This window comes from Sphingomonas adhaesiva, from assembly GCF_002374855.1.
GTDB lineage: Bacteria > Pseudomonadota > Alphaproteobacteria > Sphingomonadales > Sphingomonadaceae > Sphingomonas > Sphingomonas adhaesiva.
The window spans coordinates 356,092-371,892 of record NZ_NWVC01000001.1 but is presented as its reverse complement, the minus strand read 5'-3'; the positions used below and the strand labels follow the sequence as shown (position 1 = coordinate 371,892).

18 protein-coding genes are annotated in these 15,801 nt (G+C 68.7%); 13 read left to right on the top strand and 5 right to left on the bottom strand.

The annotated features are described in order from the left end of the window. The first annotated feature begins 49 nt into the window (after nt 1–49). The 5 genes from COA07_RS01875 to COA07_RS01855 all read left to right on the top strand — a co-directional run bounded on the left by COA07_RS01875 (nt 50) and on the right by COA07_RS01855 (nt 5,458). Entirely contained in the window at nt 50–1,942 is a 1,893-nt protein-coding gene (locus COA07_RS01875) for a copper resistance system multicopper oxidase (protein ID WP_066707137.1), read from the top strand. Then, nucleotides 1,939–3,123, top strand: a complete 1,185-nt coding sequence (locus COA07_RS01870; protein WP_066707097.1) for a copper resistance protein B — start codon at nt 1,939–1,941, stop codon at nt 3,121–3,123. The genes COA07_RS01875 and COA07_RS01870 overlap by 4 nt, the downstream gene beginning before the upstream one ends. Nucleotides 3,124–3,165: 42 nt before the next feature. After that, nucleotides 3,166–3,765 carry a DUF305 domain-containing protein gene (locus tag COA07_RS01865; RefSeq protein WP_211280934.1) on the top strand — a complete coding sequence of 200 codons (600 nt, stop codon included), beginning with the start codon at nt 3,166–3,168 and terminating at the stop codon, nt 3,763–3,765. 68 nt (nt 3,766–3,833) lie between these two features. Then, nucleotides 3,834–4,217 (top strand): DUF305 domain-containing protein, encoded by a 384-nt coding sequence (locus COA07_RS01860; RefSeq protein WP_066707094.1) that lies wholly within the window; start codon nt 3,834–3,836, stop codon nt 4,215–4,217. 116 nt (nt 4,218–4,333) lie between these two features. Further along, nucleotides 4,334–5,458 (top strand): permease, encoded by a 1,125-nt coding sequence (locus COA07_RS01855; protein ID WP_066707091.1) that lies wholly within the window; start codon nt 4,334–4,336, stop codon nt 5,456–5,458. Between the two features lie 83 nt (nt 5,459–5,541). Here the strand turns inward: COA07_RS01855 and COA07_RS01850 are convergent, their stop codons facing one another. The 3 genes from COA07_RS01850 to COA07_RS01840 are packed head-to-tail and all read right to left on the bottom strand — an operon-like array spanning nt 5,542 to nt 6,906. After that, entirely contained in the window at nt 5,542–5,739 is a 198-nt protein-coding gene (locus COA07_RS01850) for a hypothetical protein (RefSeq protein WP_245841948.1), read from the bottom strand. A gap of 53 nt (nt 5,740–5,792) precedes the next feature. Continuing rightward, on the bottom strand, nt 5,793–6,125 hold the full coding sequence (locus COA07_RS01845; RefSeq protein WP_066707080.1) for a hypothetical protein: 333 nt from the start codon (nt 6,123–6,125) through the stop codon (nt 5,793–5,795). A 37-nt stretch (nt 6,126–6,162) separates the two neighbouring features. After that, nucleotides 6,163–6,906, bottom strand: coding sequence for a glutaredoxin family protein (locus COA07_RS01840; protein ID WP_066707078.1), 744 nt, complete (start codon nt 6,904–6,906; stop codon nt 6,163–6,165). Between the two features lie 73 nt (nt 6,907–6,979). Between COA07_RS01840 and COA07_RS01835 the strand changes: the two genes are divergently transcribed. The 7 genes from COA07_RS01835 (at nt 6,980) to COA07_RS01810 (ending at nt 11,828) form a co-directional block, all read left to right on the top strand. Continuing rightward, nucleotides 6,980–7,378 carry a MerR family transcriptional regulator gene (locus tag COA07_RS01835; protein ID WP_066707076.1) on the top strand — a complete coding sequence of 133 codons (399 nt, stop codon included), beginning with the start codon at nt 6,980–6,982 and terminating at the stop codon, nt 7,376–7,378. 164 nt (nt 7,379–7,542) lie between these two features. Further along, a complete protein-coding gene (locus tag COA07_RS01830) occupies nt 7,543–7,770 on the top strand; it encodes a helix-turn-helix transcriptional regulator (RefSeq protein ID WP_066707073.1) in 228 nt (75 codons plus the stop codon). A gap of 56 nt (nt 7,771–7,826) precedes the next feature. Continuing rightward, nucleotides 7,827–8,429: a hypothetical protein gene (locus COA07_RS01825; protein WP_066707070.1), complete on the top strand. Its 603-nt coding sequence runs from the start codon at nt 7,827–7,829 to the stop codon at nt 8,427–8,429. A 100-nt stretch (nt 8,430–8,529) separates the two neighbouring features. Beyond that, the gene (locus COA07_RS18160; RefSeq protein WP_066707067.1) at nt 8,530–9,099 is read left to right on the top strand and encodes a hypothetical protein; all 570 of its coding nucleotides are present in this window, start codon (nt 8,530–8,532) and stop codon (nt 9,097–9,099) included. 142 nt (nt 9,100–9,241) lie between these two features. Then, on the top strand, nt 9,242–10,225 hold the full coding sequence (locus COA07_RS01820) for a CHC2 zinc finger domain-containing protein (RefSeq protein ID WP_066707064.1): 984 nt from the start codon (nt 9,242–9,244) through the stop codon (nt 10,223–10,225). A gap of 62 nt (nt 10,226–10,287) precedes the next feature. Further along, nucleotides 10,288–10,989, top strand: a complete 702-nt coding sequence (locus tag COA07_RS01815) for a hypothetical protein (protein WP_066707061.1) — start codon at nt 10,288–10,290, stop codon at nt 10,987–10,989. Beyond that, nucleotides 10,986–11,828 carry a hypothetical protein gene (locus COA07_RS01810; RefSeq protein WP_066707058.1) on the top strand — a complete coding sequence of 281 codons (843 nt, stop codon included), beginning with the start codon at nt 10,986–10,988 and terminating at the stop codon, nt 11,826–11,828. Before COA07_RS01815 ends, COA07_RS01810 begins: the two co-directional genes overlap by 4 nt. A gap of 32 nt (nt 11,829–11,860) precedes the next feature. Here the strand turns inward: COA07_RS01810 and COA07_RS01805 are convergent, their stop codons facing one another. Further along, complete coding sequence (locus tag COA07_RS01805) at nt 11,861–12,244, bottom strand: helix-turn-helix domain-containing protein (protein WP_096640384.1); 384 nt, start codon at nt 12,242–12,244, stop codon at nt 11,861–11,863. Nucleotides 12,245–12,281: 37 nt separating this feature from the next. On the opposite strand from COA07_RS01805, the gene COA07_RS01800 reads away from it, so the two are divergent. Further along, nucleotides 12,282–13,280 carry a DNA cytosine methyltransferase gene (locus COA07_RS01800; protein ID WP_083956685.1) on the top strand — a complete coding sequence of 333 codons (999 nt, stop codon included), beginning with the start codon at nt 12,282–12,284 and terminating at the stop codon, nt 13,278–13,280. Here the strand turns inward: COA07_RS01800 and COA07_RS01795 are convergent. Further along, on the bottom strand, nt 13,269–15,602 hold the full coding sequence (locus COA07_RS01795) for an ATP-binding protein (RefSeq protein ID WP_083956684.1): 2,334 nt from the start codon (nt 15,600–15,602) through the stop codon (nt 13,269–13,271). The genes COA07_RS01800 and COA07_RS01795 overlap by 12 nt on opposite strands. Nucleotides 15,603–15,801 lie beyond the last annotated feature (199 nt).

Below are 15,801 nucleotides of genomic sequence, written 5' to 3'. Positions count from 1 at the left end.
AACAGGCGTGACGATCGACGAGCATCAGCAGAGCGGAAGACGAATGACGATGGACACGAGGATCGACCGGCGCCGGCTGATGCGCGGCGTGGGTCTCGCCGGCGCAGGCGCCGCCATGGCGGCGTGGCTGCCCGCGTGGGCCCAGGGCGTGTCGAGCGGCATGCAGGGTCCGCTGCCGACGGTGTCGGGAGACGACATCACCCTGCGCATCGGACGCACCGACATGACGGTCGACGGACGGACCCTCCGCGCGGTCGGCGTGAACGGCACGACGCCCGCGCCGCTGGTCCGGCTCCGCGAGGGGCAGAACGCGCGCATCCACGTCGTCAACGAGCTCGACGAGGAGAGCTCCATCCACTGGCACGGGCTCATCGTGCCGTTCCAGATGGACGGCGTGCCCGGCATCGCCTTCCCCGGCATCGCGCCGCGGTCGACCTTCACCTACGAGTTTCCCGTCGTCCAGGCCGGCACCTACTGGTATCACAGCCACTCCGGCTTCCAGGAGCAGGACGGCCTTTATGGCCCGATCGTGATCGATCCGAAGGACGCCGATCCGGTCAAGGCCGACCGCGAGCACGTCGTCGTGCTGTCCGACCACAGTCCACTGTCCGGCGGCGCGATCTTCGATCGGCTCAAGAAGGAGTCCGGCTACTTCAACCGCCAGCGCCAGACGCTCGCCGGCCTGCTCGCAGGCAAGGACCAACCGCTCAAGGAACGCCTGATGTGGGGCGGCATGCGCATGGATCCCACCGACGTGGCCGACGTGACCGGCTCCACCTACACCTACCTCGTCAACGGCCACGGCCCCCGCGACAACTGGACCGGCCTGTTCCGTCCCGGCGAGCGCGTTCGGCTGCGCATCATCAACGCATCGTCGATGACGACCTTCAACGTCCGCATCCCGGGCCTGCCGATGACCGTCGTCCACGCCGACGGCCTCGCCGTCCGACCGGTGGAGGTCGACGAATTCCAGTTCGGCCCGGCCGAGACCTACGACGTGATCGTCACCCCGCCCGAGGAGCGCGCCTACACGCTCGTCGGCGAGAGCGTGGACCGCTCCGGCCTGGCGCGCATGACGCTGGCGCCGCGGGCCGGCATGGCGGCCGCAGTCCCGGCGCTGCGCAAGCGGCCGGTCGCGACCATGAAGGACATGGGCATGGGCGGCCACGACATGGGGACGATGGACCACGGCTCCATGCCAGCGATGGATCACGCTTCGATGTCCGACATGGACCACGGTCCGGGCGCCACCGCCGGCGGCATGGCGGGGATGGACCATTCGAAGATGGAGCACGGCACGTCCGCCTCCTCGATGACGGGCATGGACCGCTCGGCCACGGGGCACGCCGGCGGCGACATGGGGATGGGCGGCATGGCCATGGGCGACATGAACATGCGCGACTTCTCGAAGGCGTCGGGCGTGAAGAGGGGTCCAGGCGTCCAGACCATCTCGCCGATGCCCGTCGACCGCACCGGCGAGCCCGGCCAGGGACTCGAGGACGTCGGCCACCGCGTGCTGACCTATCGCGATCTCGTCGCCCTCGACCGCAACCCGGACGTGCGGGCGCCGTCGCGGTCGCTCGAGATCCACCTGACCGGCAACATGGAGCGCTACATGTGGTCGTTCGACGGGGAGAAGTATTCCGAGGTGAAGGCGCCGATACCGTTCCTCGCCGGGGAGCGCGTGCGCGTCACGCTCGTCAACGACACGATGATGGGTCATCCGATCCACCTTCACGGCCACTTCTTCGAGCTGGTGACCGGCAAGGGCGCCTACGCGCCGCGCAAGCACACCGTGCTCGTCCAGCCCGGCGGCAAGGTCAGCTGGGACGTCACCGCCAACGAGGGCGACTGGGCGTTCCACTGCCACATGCTCTTCCACATGATGGCGGGCATGATGCAGACCGTGCAGGTCCGCTCGGCGAAGGGGGAGGCGGCATGAAGGCGCTGCTCCTCGCCGGGGCCGCGGCGCTGCTCCTGGCCGCTCCGGCATCGGCCCAGACCATGGACCATTCGATGCACGGCATGAACATGCCGGGCATGCAGATGCCAGCGAAGCCCGCCGCCAGAAAGGCTCCGGCCCGAGCGGCGGTCAAGAAGTCGCCCACGCGGAAGTCGAAGCCCCGCCGTGACGCTCCTGCCCCCAAGACGGATCCGCACGCCGGCCATGCGATGTCCGCGATGCCGGGCATGGACATGGGCGGCGCCCATGCCGATCACGACATGGGCGGCATGCAGGCGGGGGCGTCGGCGCCCGCGCAGGATCCCCACGCCGGACACGACATGTCGTCGATGCCGGGGATGGACATGGGCGGCGGGCACGCCGGCCACGACATGACGGCGATGCAGGGCGCAGCCGAGAAGGTCGGCACCGACCTGCCGCCCGGCGACGCTCCGGCTCCGGCCGCTCAGCCCGGCATGGCGGCGGGCCGCTTCTGGGGCGAGGATCGGATGGCGATGGCCAACCACCACCTGCGCCAGCACCACGGCGGCATGACCTACAGGCAGGTGCTCTTCAACCTCGCCGAGTATCAGGCGCGCAAGGGCGGCGACGGCTACCGCTGGGACGGCGACGCCTGGATCGGCGGCGACGTCGACCGCCTGGCCTTGAAGAGCGAGGGTGAAGGCGCGTTCGGCCAGCGGCTCGAGCATGGCGAGGTCCAGGCGCTCTACAGCCATGCGCTCGATCCATACTGGAACGTGCAGGGCGGCGTCAGGCAGGACTTCGGCCGCGGCCCGTCGCGCACCTACGCGACCGTAGGGATCGAGGGGCTCGCGCCATACTGGTTCGACACGCAGGCATCCGTCTTCCTCTCCACCGAGGGCGAGGTGCTCGGCCGGGTCGAGGGGTGGTACGACCAGCGCATCACGAACTTCTGGGTGCTCCAGCCCCGCGTGGAGGCGAACCTCTCGGCGCAGGACGTGCGCGAGACCGGCACGGGCTCCGGCCTGACCGACCTCGAGCTCGGTCTGCGCCTCCGCTACGAGAAGTCGCGCCGTCTGGCGCCCTACGTCGGCGTGTCGTGGGAGCGCCAGTTCGGCGACACCGCACGCTACACGCGCGCACGTGGCGATGACACCGCGGGCTTCAGCTTCGTCGCCGGCATCAGGGCCTGGTTCTGATCCGACGATCCAAGGGGCGGGGAAACCTGAGGAGAGCAGACGATGGACGATCAGGAACGGCAGCAGGGCCACGGCGGCATGGGCATGGGCTACGGACGCTTCGCGGCGATGATCGCGACGTCCACGGTCGTGATGTTCGGACTCATGTATCTGAACACCTACGTCCTCTCCCACGTCGAGTTCAGCCAGACCCGCATGTGGATGGCGCTCGTCATGGGCGCGGTCATGGCGGCGATCATGATCGGCTTCATGTGGGGCATGTATCCGAACAGGCGCGCCAACCTCGGCATCCTCGTCGGCGCGGTCGCCGTGTTCGGCGGCGCGCTCTGGCTGGTGCGCAGCCAGGAGACGGTCGGCGACGTCGCCTACATGAAGGCGATGATCCCCCACCACTCGATCGCCATCATGACCAGCGAGCGGGCCCACATAAAGGACCCCGAGGTGCGCCGGCTGGCGGACGGCATCATCGACGCGCAGATCCGCGAGATCGCCGAGATGAAGCGTCACATCGCCCGGCTGGAGGCGCACCCGACCCCCGGCGACGCGCCGGACCTCCCGTCCTACCGCGACCGCGGCGCGGCACCGCCCGCTCCCGAGACAGACGCCAGCGCCGGCATCGACACCCGCAAGCCCATCGAGTGATCCGGCGCGCGAGGGGCGAACGCGTTTTTTGCGTATTCCACCCGGGCGGGGGCGAACAGCAGCACGACATGAAGACGATCATCGCCGCCGCAGCCGTGGCGCTCGCAGCGACCTCGGTCACGGCGCAGAACGCGCCCGGACACCAGGGCATGAGCCATCAGGGCATGGACCACGGGCGCATGATGCAGGCCACTCCCGCCAATCCGTATCCCCCGTCCGAGATGCAGATGCACGAGCGGATGATGGCCGCGATGGGCGCCGACGCCACCGAGACCTGGGTCCGCAAGATGATCGAGCATCACCGCGGCGGCATCGCCATGTCACGCATCGTCCCGCAGCAGACGAAGGACCCCCCGGTGCGGCAGATGGCGACGAAGACGATCGCCGAACAGACGAAGGAGGTCGCCGATCTCAACGGCTGGCTGAAGTCGCACGGCAAGCGGCCGCAGTGAACGTCGCCGGCACGCGGCCGGCCACGAGCCTGCCGCGTTCCGACGCCCAGCAAGGGGCCTGACCGCCCGCCCGGACGATGGTCGTCGGGTCGTCGCCGAGATACCGGAGAACCGCCATGTCGCTGCTTCACACCGCCGGACAGGGCCTGCTCATGGCCGCCGGCATGGCCTGGAAGACCGGATGGAGCCTGGTGCTGGGATTCGCCATCTCGGCGGTCCTGCAGGCCGCGGTCTCCGCCGACGCGCTGCGGGACAAGCTGGGGCGCAGCAGCGCCCGCTCCGTGGCCATCGCCACCGCCGCCGGCGCCGCGAGCTCCAGCTGCTCCTACGCGTCCTCGGCCATCATGCGCACGCTGCTCAAGAAGGGCGCGGCGCTGGCGCCGAGCCTCGCCTTCCTGATCGCGTCCACCAATCTGGTGCTTGAACTCGGCATCATCCTCTTCCTGCTGCTGGGCTGGCAGTTCACCGCCGCCGAGTGGATCGGCGGCCTCGTGTTCATCGCCATCATGGTGCCCGTCTCGCGTGTGCTGATCCCGCACCGGCTGGTCGAGCAGGCCCGTCGGCACGAGGAGGAAGAGAGCGGTCACGACCACGGCGCGATGGGGCTGAAGGGCGACACCTGGCGCGACCGGCTGCGCGATCCCGACGCGCTGCCCACGATCGCCGGCGCCTTCGCCATGGACTGGCGCATGCTGTGGAAGGACCTGCTCGCGGGCTTCGTCATCGGCGGCATGCTCGCCGCCTTCGTCCCCGACCACTTCTGGCAGACGCTGTTCCTGTCGCACCTGCCGCCATGGGAGCGCCTCCTCGCCGACGTCGTGATCGGTCCGCTGGTAGCCATGCTCTCGTTCGTCTGCTCGATCGGCAACGTGCCCCTCGCCGCCGTCCTGTGGGGCGGCGGCATCAGCTTCGGCGGCGTGCTAGCATTCCTCTACGCCGACCTGATCGTGCTGCCGCTGATCGACGCCTATCGCCGCTACTTCGGCATGCGCATGGCGCTGGCGATCGGAGCGACGCTGTTCGTGTCGATGGCCCTGGCCGCGCTGCTAGTGGGCGGCGGCTTCGAGCTGCTCGGCCTCCTTCCGCCGCAACACGGCGACGCCAAGGCGTCGATGACCGAATTCTCGTTCGACTACACCTTCTACCTCAACATGGCCGCCCTCGCGCTCGCGGGATGGCTATTCTGGCAGTCACGCCGCAGGGCGGCCGGCGACGATCACCACGCCCTTCACTACGGCTAGAGCCCGCGGCGCAGGGCCGACCGGCCGGTTATGGATCGGTCCCACATCGGAAGAAGGGGAGGCGCTCGCGCCTCCCCTCCGGCTCACTTCTTCTGCATGCCCGACATGTCGTGGCCGGCGTGGTCGCCGCCCTTCTTCATGTCGCCGCAGCAATCCCTCTTGCCGTCCTTGCAGCAGTCCGCACCGTCTTTGCAGCACGTCTTGTCCGCGCAGCAGTCGGCCGCCGCGAACGCGGTAGCGGGAACGAGCGCGAGCGCGATCGCCGCGCCGATGAACTTCATGCTCTTCATGTGTCTTGATCCTCGAATGCGTGATGGTCTGTAAAATCAGGCGATCAGGCGGTTCGAGGAGGCGGCGGCGACGGGCCGCCCGATCGGCCTTCCAGAACGGGATGGAGCGACGCCGAAGCCGACGCCGACGTCGCGGCCGGCGCCGAAGACGCGACCTGCGCGTCGACCGACGTGGCGACGCAGGCGCCGGCACAGGAGATGGGTGGGGCCTTCTTGACGGGGACGCTCGGGGCGCGATCACAATCGGCCATAGCGGCCTTCGCGCTCGCGATCGGCACGGCCTGCGCCATGCTTTCGCACATCGGCCCCATGCGCACTAGCAGCATGACGCCGAGAAGCGTCAGCGCGCATGCGCGAAGAAGGCGGCCGAAGCTCATGAATGCCTTGTAGGATCTGCCGCGTGATCGCGCCAGATCAGTGCGCGACCGAGAGCGCCATCCACAAGGCCATGGCGACCATCATCACGTTCTCCGTCAGCGACAGGAAGCCGAGCGGCACGTTGCTGTCCCCACCGACACAGGCGCACTTCAGCTCGCGGCGATCGACATAGACGGCCTTGATCACGGACGCCGCTCCGATGGTCCCGATCACCAGCGCGATCGGCACCGACAGCCAGGTCAGCACGCCCGCCGCCATCAGCACGCCGGCCAGCCCCTCGGCATAGGGGTAGACGTAGGAATACGGCACCCAGCGCCTGGCCAGCAGGTCGTAGTTCAGGAACATCGTCGCGAACCGCTCGACGTCCTGCAGCTTCAGCAGCGCCAGCACGCACATCGAGAAGGCGATGAACCACTCGCCCGCCCGCACGGTCAGCGGCGTCCCGAACGCCGCCTGGCTCGCCGCCAGCGCCATCAGCGCCGTCATGGCGAACACGACCGCGACCGGCCGATAGGTCACCGCCTTGGGATCGGGCACGGACTTGCCGAAGAAGCGTCGCAGGTCGTCGTAGCCGCCGATCCGCTCGCCGCCGATGAAGACCTGGGGCGTCGTCTTCACGTCGTGCGCCGCCTTGAAAGCGTCCGTCTCCTCCCGCGTGCGCAGCCAGTGGTCCTCGAGCTCGTATCCGTTCCGCCGCAGCAGATCCTTGGCCTTCAGCCCGAACGGGCAGGTGTGGGCCGGCATCACCATGCGGTGGAGAACCGCCTTCTTCGTCGCCATCTCGTCTTCTCCGACTCCCGATCGGGTGCCATATGGCGTCCGTACCATGGTCCGGAGTCAAGACGTGGCAGGCATGACGATCGCCAAGCTCGCGGCCGAAGGCGGCGTCGGCGTCGAGACCATCCGCTTCTATCAGCGCCGCGGCCTGATCGAAACGCCCGACAGGCCACGGGGCGCCGGGACCGCCGGTGGCATCCGCCGCTATGGCGCCAACGATGTGCGACGCTTGCGCTTCATCAGATCGGCGCAGGCGGCGGGCTTCACGCTGGAGCAGATAGCCGAGCTTCTCGAGCTGGACGCCACGGACGATCGCGCACGGGCGCGCGAACTCGCCGGCGAGCGGCTCGAGGCCTTGGACGCCCGGATAGCCGAACTGGAACAGGCGCGCGCGTCGCTTCGGCGTCTCGCGCAGGAATGCGGCAGCGGCAGCGCGGGACCTTGCCCGATCCTGTCGGCGTTCGACGCCGCCTGATCGGCCGGCGCCTGGCAGCGGCGCCCGCGTCACTCCGGGAAAGCTCCACGTATCCTCCACGCCAGAGGCGGAATCAGCGTAACGGACGCATCGGATCCCCGCAGTCCTCGGCGTAGATGGTCTGTCGCCAGCCAATCCCGGTTGGTCAGCGACGGAGACATACGATGCCGGACGACGCCGGTGAGATCATCCTCGACCACCTGGTCGACACCTTCGAGGCCGCACGGCTCCTCGGAACCACTCCCGCCATGATGCGCCAGCTGAGGTGCTACGGAGGAGGGCCCTGCTACATCAAGCTGGGCCGATCGGTGCGCTACAGCATCCGCGACATCGAGATGCACAAGGCGAAGAACCGCGTGGCGAGCACCAGCGAGCACTGGCGCGCGGCCTGACCCTGCCGGGCGGGCACATGCCCGCCCTCATCCCCCTGCACATCGATGGAACTCCCATGACGATCGCCCCCCGGCGCGCGGCAGAAGCCGCGCGCGAACTCGATGGCCGCGCCATCTCCGACATCCACAGAACCTCCCGGGACATCGCCGAGCCGCCGACGCTGCTGCTCACCCTGGCGACGCTCATTCCGTGCGATCCCGCGGCCCTGGCCGCCACGCCCATCGAGCTGATCGACCGGAAGAACGGCGTGCTACGCGTGCCGCAGGACGACCGGCGCTTCGCGGAGGTCGCGATGGGCAACGCGGCAGCATATGCCGTCGAGGCGGCGACCGCCGGGCGGACATGCGGTCCTCTCGTGATGGACGTGTGCGGCCGGGCGCTGCGCGTGGACGACGACACGCTAGGCTACGCGCGGGAGCTCCTCCTCTTCGATGCCCTCCTCCCGATAGACCTGTGCTGGACCTTCTCCTCGCTCCGCGAAGGCGTGGTCGCGGGCATGCTCGACGCGGACGCGCCCTATGCCGCGGTCCTGGGACAGGCGGGCTTCGGGGCTCCACCCGGCGTGGACCGGCGATGGCATCTCGCCCAGCAGCGGGCGGTCTCGAACTGGTGGGCGTTCCGCATCGGCGGGGCTCCGGACCGGACGTGGCCTGCCTGATCCGCGAGTGCATCGCCTTCCACGACCACCTCGACTTGGCTCCCTCTCGGAGGCACGAGCCGTGACCGGGGCGGCACCGATCCCGCCGAGCGTGCCCGACATGCGCGTGCTGCTTGAAGGCGCACGCACCCTCGGCGGCGCGCACGGCGCCGTCCTGGAGATCTGCCTGCTGACCCTCTGCCTGCCCTTCGAGGCGGTGGCGATCGATCTCGAGCGCATAAACTGGCGGAACGGCCACGTGCCCGTCCCCCTCCGCAAGGGCGGGGCCAGGATCCTTCCGCTGCCCGGACCCGCGCGCCAGACGATCATCCGCATCGCGGGCGCGTCCCGCGCGACGGGGCAAGCCGTCACCGCCGGCCGGGGTCGGCGTCTGAAGCATGCGGACGTGCGGCTGGACCGCCTGCAGGACTGGCTCGCCGACGAGGCCCCGGCGACGATCCCGGTCCCTCCCTGGAACTTCCACGGCATCAGGATGGCCGGACGGCATGCCCTCCTCGAGCACGGCCGCACGATGCGCGAGGCGAACGCCGCCGTCGGCGTCGTCGCCCGCCCCACCAGCAGGGCCGACATCCTCCCGCCGTCCCGCATCGAAGGGTTGGCGGCGGTCGGCCTGGAGGTCTGGTGCGAGATCCTGCTCGGTGGCGGCCGCGCACGGACCGGGAAGGGCTGAGCGCGACGCGAGAAGCGTCGGCGGCGCCGAACGGCGCCGCCGGAGAGACATGAGGAAAGCGGTGGAAGCGGGAGGCAGGAAGAAAGCGCCCCCGATCCACCGACACGTCGAGATTGACGAGGATGCAGAAGGACACCCGGACATGGACGAAGCGCACGCCGACCTTCCGAGCCGCTACCGCAGATCGGACGGCACCATCGACACCGCCAGGCTGAAGGCCGAGATCTCGATCGCCGCCATCGCGGCGACGGCATCGACGCTCAAGCGGTCCGGGCGGCAGCTGAAGGGCATCTGCCCGCTCCACGACGAGAACGAGCCGAGCTTCTTCGTCGACGACGGCAAGGGCGTGTTCTTCTGCTTCGGCTGCGGCGCAGGCGGCGACGCGATCGCCCTGCAGTCGCGGCTGCACGGGCAGACGTTCCGCGAAGCGTGCCTGGAGCTCGCCGGGGCACATCGCGGCGCGACGCCGCGGCCGACCGCCACCGCCAGGAGGCCGGGTCTCCGCACGCGACCATCGGGCTTCCAGCTTGCCCGGGCGGAGTGGCGGGGCGCAGGCGGCGTCGAGGGGACGCCGGCGGAGGCGTATCTCATCTCGCGGGCGATCGGGCATGACGTGCCGCCCAGCATCCGCTTCGGCCGGATCCCGAGGTTCTGGCGAGACGACGGCCGTCCCGGTCCGCGGCTGCCCGCGAGGGTGGCGGCGGCGCAGGACGTCCGCGGCGCGGTCGTCGGCATCCTGCGGACCTTCGTGGAGGACGACGGCAGAAAGGCGCGCCACGGCGAAACGAGGCTCAGCCTCGGACGCATCCGGGGCAGCGCTCTGCGGCTCGGGCCGGTCGCACCCGCCATCATGCTGGCGAGCGCGGTTGAGGACGCATTGTCGCTGCGCCTCATGTTCCCCGGCGCGACGGTCTGGTCGACGTTCGGAGACGCCAACCTGCCCCTCGTCGAGCTGCCGCCGGCCGTGCGGAAGGTCACTCTGTGCGGCGACGCCGACGCCACCGGCCGCGCCGCCGTAGCCGCCGCGGCCGCCGCGCTAATGGCGCGCGGCATCGAGGTCGACGGGCTGTTCCCGCGCGCCGGCGCCAAGGACTTCAACGAGGAGTGGGTGCTCCTCCACACCTGACCCCTCCCACCACCCCACCGTCGCCGCGCCGCAAGGCCCCGCGAACATCGAAAGGACGAACCATGCCCAAGAAGAAGACGCCAGGCACCTCCATCGCCGTCGCGCCGACCCGCCGCGATATCGCGCGCCGGATCGGCAGCCAGCTGGTCCAGGTCGACGCCATCTACAACGTCCCGTCCGTGCACCCGTCGGGCAACGGCCCATGGGCAGACGAGGCGGACAAGATCGCATGGACCGATCCGGCTACTGGCTTCCCCTGCATCATCCGGCGCTCCCAGCGATGGGGCCACCTGTGCGGCTACGTCGGCGTGGAGCACGGCCATGCGCTGCACGGGTTCGACGTCAAGGCGCTCGCCGGCATCGGCCTGCGCGTCCACGGCGGCATCGACTATGCCGAGCCCTGCGCGGCGCGGGATCCGGAGCCGGTCTCGGTCTGCCACGTCACTCGCATCAAGGAGGGATATTTCGTGCCGGCAAGCTCGGAGATCCTGCGCAACGACCTCGCGCGGGAGGTCGCCGCGCGTGACGACGCATGGTGGCTGGGCTTCTCCTGCGACAAGGAGGGCGACGCCCTTCCGAAGGCCGACCGCACCCGCACGACCGAGTTCCTGGGGACCCAGACGCGCGTCTATCGCGACGAGGCCTACGTCCATGCCGAGTGCACCCGCCTCGCCGCGCAGCTGAAGGCGATGGAGACCGGCTCCATCCTACCCCCGGCTCCGACCGTCCTGCCCATCTCCGACCGCCGGGAGGACGAGGCGTGATCGCCGTTCCGCACGACATCGAACCCATGCTGGCCTGGGGCTACTGGCTTCGCATCGAGCCGATGGCGAACGGCACGCGGCTCGTCGACGAGGCCGGCGGCTCCTGGACCACCCTGCGCTCCGCTTTCTGGTCCGGGCGCCTGAACCTGCCGCTGCGCCCGTCCCCGGATCACGGTGTCGAGCCGCAGCCCGACGAGGTATCGATCGAGCTGCTCCACTCCTTTCTCGCGTCGGCTGTCGTGATGCCTGATCCCCGCAAGTGGGAACGGACTGCGGAACTCTTCCGTCGCGAGTGGCAGATGGCCGAGGCCTACCGTCTCTTCCTCGTCGGTCTCGGCATGGTGGCCGCGGACAAGGCCCAGGCATGCGCCGGCGAACTCACCGCCGAAGGCGTGTCGGCGCTGCGGATGCTGGACGCCACGCGCCCGGACCGCGTCCGCCACGTCCGGCCCTGCCAGCGGTCGGTGGATCTCCTCATCGACATCGAGCGGTCGCCGATCGTCGATGAGGCGCAGCTGGAGCGGCTGGAGCGGATCGCCGCCGGATGGGACTATCACTTCGCCCGGCGCGACATCGGCACGTCGTCGAGCATCATACTGCTGGCCCCGACAGACGGCCCCGTGTCGGTTCGTAAGACGGTCTGGAGCATCAGCTTCCCTGACCCCGCGCGGCGCGACGCTTTCTACGCCTGGCTATGCACGCGGGTCGACCGCTGGCCGGAATGGGCGAAGATCGCGAAGGAGTATGTCGCGGTGGACCAGCTCACACCGTACCTGCTGTCCCTCATGACCGAGGCCATTGCGCCCTGGCCGGCCGATACGACGATGCGGGGACGCTAATTCACCGGGCTGCTCGTCCGAACAGCACAACCTCAGGGCATACTGTCTGCTCCGGATCGGGCCCTCACCCGTCGACCCTGCGCACGGCGTAGGATTGCGACCTGATCCGCCAGCACGTTCGGGTCGCAGCCTTCGCGCAGATAGTCGCGACAGCTCAGCAGGGCTCGAAGCCGCGGGCTACGCGCCGCGGCATCACCGACCCTCCCGGCAGGCGCCGCCGGAAGCATCGCGATCCGCATATCCACATAACGCGCCAGCCTCTCGACGCGGCCGGTGACGCGCTTCAGCTCGCCACGGCGAGCGCGGGACACCAGCGGCTGGTCCACGCCCGCGGCATCGGCGAGCGCCTGCTGCGAGGGGAGTCCGCCCGTCTTCAGCGCTTCCGCCAGAGCCATCAATCTCGCTGCATCGTCCATCGCCGCTTGCCTATATCGCATATTCGCATTACAAGCCATGCGTATTATGCGGATCACGTTTGCAGACATGTTCAGCGGCGCGGGCCTCTTCAGCGCCGGCGCGGTCCGCGCCGGCATGACGCCCGCGTTCGCCATCGACCTGTCGAAGGACGCGATCGCCAGCTACAACCGCAACGTCGCGCCGGTCGGCGTCGTGGGCTCGACGCTGGACGCCCATGACGTTCCGAAGGTCGACGTGCTGCTGGCCGGACCTCCCTGCCAGGGCTTCTCGACCCTCGGCCGCCAGGATCCGCTGGACGCCCGCAACGCCCTGGCGCTGACGGTGCCCGAATGGGCGGCGCGTTGCGACGCCTCGGTGGTGATCGTCGAGAACGTGCCGCCCTTCCTGCGGTCGGCGAAGTGGCAGGAACTCGCCGCCAGCTTCCGCGCACTCGGCTACGCGGTGGAGGCATGGGAGCTAGAGGCCGCGGACCACGGCGCCGCCCAGCTGCGGCGGCGATCATTCACGATCGCGTCGCGGATCGGCACGATCGCGGCGCCCGAGTCCGTCGCCGGTCCGCACAGGACCGCTGGCTCCGTCCTCGCCGAGCCCGTAGATCCGGACGATCCCATGCATGTGTGGCCGACGCCCGCCGGAATCGCCGCGTCGCGCATCGCGCTCGTCCCGCCGAAGGGCGACAAGCGCGACATCATGCGCCAGGCGCCCGAGCTGTGCCCGCCTTCGTGGGCGAAGGTCGGCTGCCAGGCGACAGACGTGTGGGGGCGGATCGATCCCGACCGACCGGTCAACACGCTCCGCTGCACGTTCCAAAACCCGTCCAAGGGCCGCTACCTGCACCCCGTCGAAAACAGGACATTGTCGCTTCGGGAAGGCGCACGCCTCCAAGGTGTGCCCGACGATTGGACGTTCGTGGGCAGGCCCTATCCGGTGGCTCGGCAGATCGGCAACGGCGTGCCCGTGCCGCTGGCGGAGGCCGTCTGCCGTGCGGTCGCCGAGGCCATGCGGCGGGCGAGCGCGCGACCGCTAGCCGCCTGACGGGTCCGCGGGCGCAGGCGTCAAGTCGTCCCTCCACGCCTCGTCCTCAGGGTCCACGATCTCAGCAGTCTCCTCGACGTCCTCCTCGTCCTCGTCCTCGCCGGCCAGATCGCGTTCGAGCGCCTTGATGGCCTCCACATGCACGGTGCGCGCGTGCTTGATGAGTTCGAGGAGCCCGATGATCTGGATGCTCGACGTCGGACCCGCACGCTTGAACTCTTCGAGCAGCATCCGCTCAGGGTTCTTCGTCGGACTAGGCTCGGGCATCGCACCGATCAGGTATCCATTGACGCGGACGTCATGCGGCACGTTGCCCTCGCACCAGAACCGCACGTCAGCCACGTAGTTCTCAAGCTGCCGCCAGTGATCGATGGTCAGGGGGAGGCCTGGGCTCTTCAGCTCCACGACCTTCACCGTGTAGGGCCCCTCCTCCATCGGATCCGACATCAGAAACACGAGGTCCGGCCGGACGTCGGCTTCGTCGTCTCCATTCATGATGGGGGCGAAGCGGTCGACCTTCAGATGCTCGGCCAACCGGGTGACGGTGGTGTTGATCCCCTGATCGCTCGAGATGTACGTCGAAAATTCAGGGCGTATGAGCCACGGGTTCTCCTTGAAGAGCTGATGCAGCGCCTTCTCGGACTGCTTCCTCTTCCAGTCCTCCTTGCCCTTCTCGTAGAGCATCTCGAGCTTCTCGATCCCGCCACGACGAGCGCGATACAGCTTGATCGAATCGCGCTTCTCGATCTCCGACAGCTGCCTGAGCTGCCCCATGATCTGGGCGATGGTCTCCGCGTCCGTCCCCTTGGAAGCCAAGGTGATCAGGACCTCGGTCGCGTTGATCGAATGGATGATCGCCGGCGCGATCTCCTCGAACTCGGGCGTCCCTACCTCGTACTGCTGGGCTATCGTCTGCAGCAGCCGCTTGCCTGCCTTCCGCGTCTTGGCAGGCAGCGTCTCGATCGTCCGCGAGATGACGCTCGCGGTCTTGTCCTCCAGCAGCTTGCGGTCCGCCTCCGCCCGCTTGAAGCGCGAGTGCTCGTTGATCGCGCCCCTCATGACCCGGACGATCGCCTCCAGCATCGCGCCGACGACCTCGTTGCCTTCCTTGATCCCGTTCCGGGCCGTATTGACGAAGTCGATGTCAGACCGGTCCAAGGCGTCGGCCTCGACGATGCAGTCCATGTAGTCCGTGCTGTGGAAGCTGTGCATGCCCGTCGGCAGGCCGAAGAGGGCAGGCCCGGCCGCAAGCCGATTGTTGCAGTAGATCGTCGCCCCGCGATCCGCCCCGGATCCATGGGATCTCGCCAAAAAGCCGACATAGTAGCTGAACGGCAGATCACCGATCCCCGGGACGTGCACGGACGCCTTCTGGCGCTCGCCGCGGGCGATCCCCTCCCGCGTCAGATGGGTCGGGAAGATGAACTCGTAATCGGGCACCTCGAACTTCAGCGGCTCGCCGTTCACCTCGATGACGAAGTCCTCGGGCCTTATCGCGCTGAACGACTTCGTGATCGCCTTCTTGATCTTCTCGAGCGAGTCCCTGGTCGCGTCGGCCTTCAGCCGGCTCAGCGTGACCTTCGTGCCCTGCATGTCGGGATGCAGGCCGTCCTCATACGTCACAGGGATGCGCACCTCGGCGATTGACGCCGCCTGGTTGAGATCCTCGTCCACAAGCTCGATGACCGTGGCGTAGGTCTCGCCCTTCCGCTTGGTCCACAGCTTGACGGTGAGAGCGGCGCCGAAGCCCGCCAGCTTGCCCACACCCTTGCGCCCCATCACATAGCGGCCGCCCTCGGACGTCAGGTTGATCTCCTTGCCGACCTCCTTGTTGAGCCGACGCTGACGGTTGAGCGGGAGAAACTTCTTCTCGACCTCCAGCCAGGTCATCCCATGCCCGTCGTCCTCGATGACGACGTCGATGTCCTCCGGCAGTGTCCGGAACAGCGCCTCGAGGTTGAGGAGTGCGGGCTGCCCCGCCGCATCCACGTCGTTGGCAGGAGTCCGTCCCTCGGCGATGTCCAGAAGAGGAGCCACTCCGACCACGCGTGCGGCCTCCTCATCCGCCTTCGCCTTTGCTCGCGTCCTCTCCTGCTGGATGAGCACATCAGGAACGGTGACCCACACAGTCGAAGCGTCCGAGTCGTAGGCATTGGCGATGAACTCGACCAGCACCTTGCCGAGGTTCGTGTAGAGGTTGATCCCGAGGCTCTTCAGGATGCCGCTCTGAATCGCCATTCCCATCTGGGGCGGCCGGCCAGCGGCGTCCTTGACGACGAGATCAGCGCCCTCGCCGATGTCCCCGTCCGCAGCAGTTGCCATGATGAAGCTCCTCCCAAACGAAGCGTAACAGGAGCGGCCGCTATCCGGAAGGACCCGCCGTTGCGGTCGCAGGGCAGCGCTTCGCACGTCGGACCATCGCTGCACCGAAGGCGACTCGTAAAAATTCTGAGCCACTCCTCGACGGATTCGTCGACCACATGATAGTGTGGCCTCGGCAAGACAGGGGGATCTGTCGTTC

What these genes read in the sequence shown, in the direction of transcription:
- COA07_RS01820 (WP_066707064.1), top strand. Translation starts at nt 9,242, where the DNA reads ATGGACGAAGCGCACGCCGACCTTCCGAGCCGCTACCGCAGATCGGAC.
- COA07_RS01835 (WP_066707076.1), top strand. Translation starts at nt 6,980, where the DNA reads ATGACGATCGCCAAGCTCGCGGCCGAAGGCGGCGTCGGCGTCGAGACC.
- COA07_RS01825 (WP_066707070.1), top strand. Translation starts at nt 7,827, where the DNA reads ATGACGATCGCCCCCCGGCGCGCGGCAGAAGCCGCGCGCGAACTCGAT.
- COA07_RS01830 (WP_066707073.1), top strand. Translation starts at nt 7,543, where the DNA reads ATGCCGGACGACGCCGGTGAGATCATCCTCGACCACCTGGTCGACACC.
- COA07_RS01870 (WP_066707097.1), top strand. Translation starts at nt 1,939, where the DNA reads ATGAAGGCGCTGCTCCTCGCCGGGGCCGCGGCGCTGCTCCTGGCCGCT.
- COA07_RS01855 (WP_066707091.1), top strand. Translation starts at nt 4,334, where the DNA reads ATGTCGCTGCTTCACACCGCCGGACAGGGCCTGCTCATGGCCGCCGGC.
- COA07_RS01875 (WP_066707137.1), top strand. Translation starts at nt 50, where the DNA reads ATGGACACGAGGATCGACCGGCGCCGGCTGATGCGCGGCGTGGGTCTC.
- COA07_RS01850 (WP_245841948.1), bottom strand. Translation starts at nt 5,739, where the DNA reads ATGAAGTTCATCGGCGCGGCGATCGCGCTCGCGCTCGTTCCCGCTACC.
- COA07_RS01865 (WP_211280934.1), top strand. Translation starts at nt 3,166, where the DNA reads ATGGACGATCAGGAACGGCAGCAGGGCCACGGCGGCATGGGCATGGGC.
- COA07_RS01845 (WP_066707080.1), bottom strand. Translation starts at nt 6,125, where the DNA reads ATGAGCTTCGGCCGCCTTCTTCGCGCATGCGCGCTGACGCTTCTCGGC.
- COA07_RS01805 (WP_096640384.1), bottom strand. Translation starts at nt 12,244, where the DNA reads ATGGACGATGCAGCGAGATTGATGGCTCTGGCGGAAGCGCTGAAGACG.
- COA07_RS18160 (WP_066707067.1), top strand. Translation starts at nt 8,530, where the DNA reads ATGCGCGTGCTGCTTGAAGGCGCACGCACCCTCGGCGGCGCGCACGGC.
- COA07_RS01860 (WP_066707094.1), top strand. Translation starts at nt 3,834, where the DNA reads ATGAAGACGATCATCGCCGCCGCAGCCGTGGCGCTCGCAGCGACCTCG.
- COA07_RS01800 (WP_083956685.1), top strand. Translation starts at nt 12,282, where the DNA reads ATGCGTATTATGCGGATCACGTTTGCAGACATGTTCAGCGGCGCGGGC.
- COA07_RS01815 (WP_066707061.1), top strand. Translation starts at nt 10,288, where the DNA reads ATGCCCAAGAAGAAGACGCCAGGCACCTCCATCGCCGTCGCGCCGACC.
- COA07_RS01840 (WP_066707078.1), bottom strand. Translation starts at nt 6,906, where the DNA reads ATGGCGACGAAGAAGGCGGTTCTCCACCGCATGGTGATGCCGGCCCAC.
- COA07_RS01795 (WP_083956684.1), bottom strand. Translation starts at nt 15,602, where the DNA reads ATGGCAACTGCTGCGGACGGGGACATCGGCGAGGGCGCTGATCTCGTC.